1 protein-coding gene is annotated in these 647 nt (G+C 52.4%); it reads right to left on the bottom strand.

Annotated features, from left to right (window positions below):
* A partial coding sequence (locus MOST_RS11970; RefSeq protein WP_153060785.1) for an IS110 family transposase occupies positions 1-647 on the bottom strand: 647 nt, incomplete at both ends.

The raw sequence follows: 647 nt of genomic DNA, 5'->3' as shown, positions 1-647 counted from the left end.
AGGGCTACGCCTCGTAAGCACTGCAGGGCTTTGATAACTGGCGCCTGGTCACTTTCCTCGGCCAGTACGGCTATCTCTGCTTCCAGACGTTCTGCCATGGCTTCGGCTGCTTCCAGGGCGTGGATATATTCTTTCAGTACTATTGCCTGGCCGGGTTGATTGAACCGGAGACTGTTTAACCACTGGCGATATTTTATGGTCCAGGCTTTTACTCCTGCTGGCGGCCTTAAGCCTAAGCGTAATAGTAATTTGCCGATCTGGTTTTTCTTGCGTAGAATATCTTCCTTTGCGTCTTCATAGGCGCGGGTCAGGTCACGCAAGGCTTCTTCTTTTTCATCCGGTACCCATACCGGCGTTAATTCGCCGCTGCGTAGTAAGCGGGCTAGTTTCCTGGCATCCCGCCGGTCGGTTTTTATTCGTTCTCCTGGTCGTTGCGGTATCAAGGAGGGGGCTACTACCAGGCAGTCAACTCCCATGGCTTTGAGCTGTCGGTAGATCCCGTAACCGCAGGGACCGGCTTCGTAACAGAATATTAGCTTTTCTACTGGTTGCCTTAAGCGCCGCACCAATTTGGCTATCGCTTCGGGTTCATTGGGGATGTTACCCAGGTTTTCTGCTTCTTCACGTCCTGCTTTGGCAATGGCTAC

Source organism: Neomoorella stamsii, from assembly GCF_002995805.1.
In the GTDB taxonomy this organism is placed as follows: domain Bacteria; phylum Bacillota; class DSM-521; order Neomoorellales; family Neomoorellaceae; genus Neomoorella; species Neomoorella stamsii.
The sequence above is the reverse complement of the archived record's forward strand: the minus strand, read 5'-3'. Positions and strand labels throughout refer to the sequence as shown.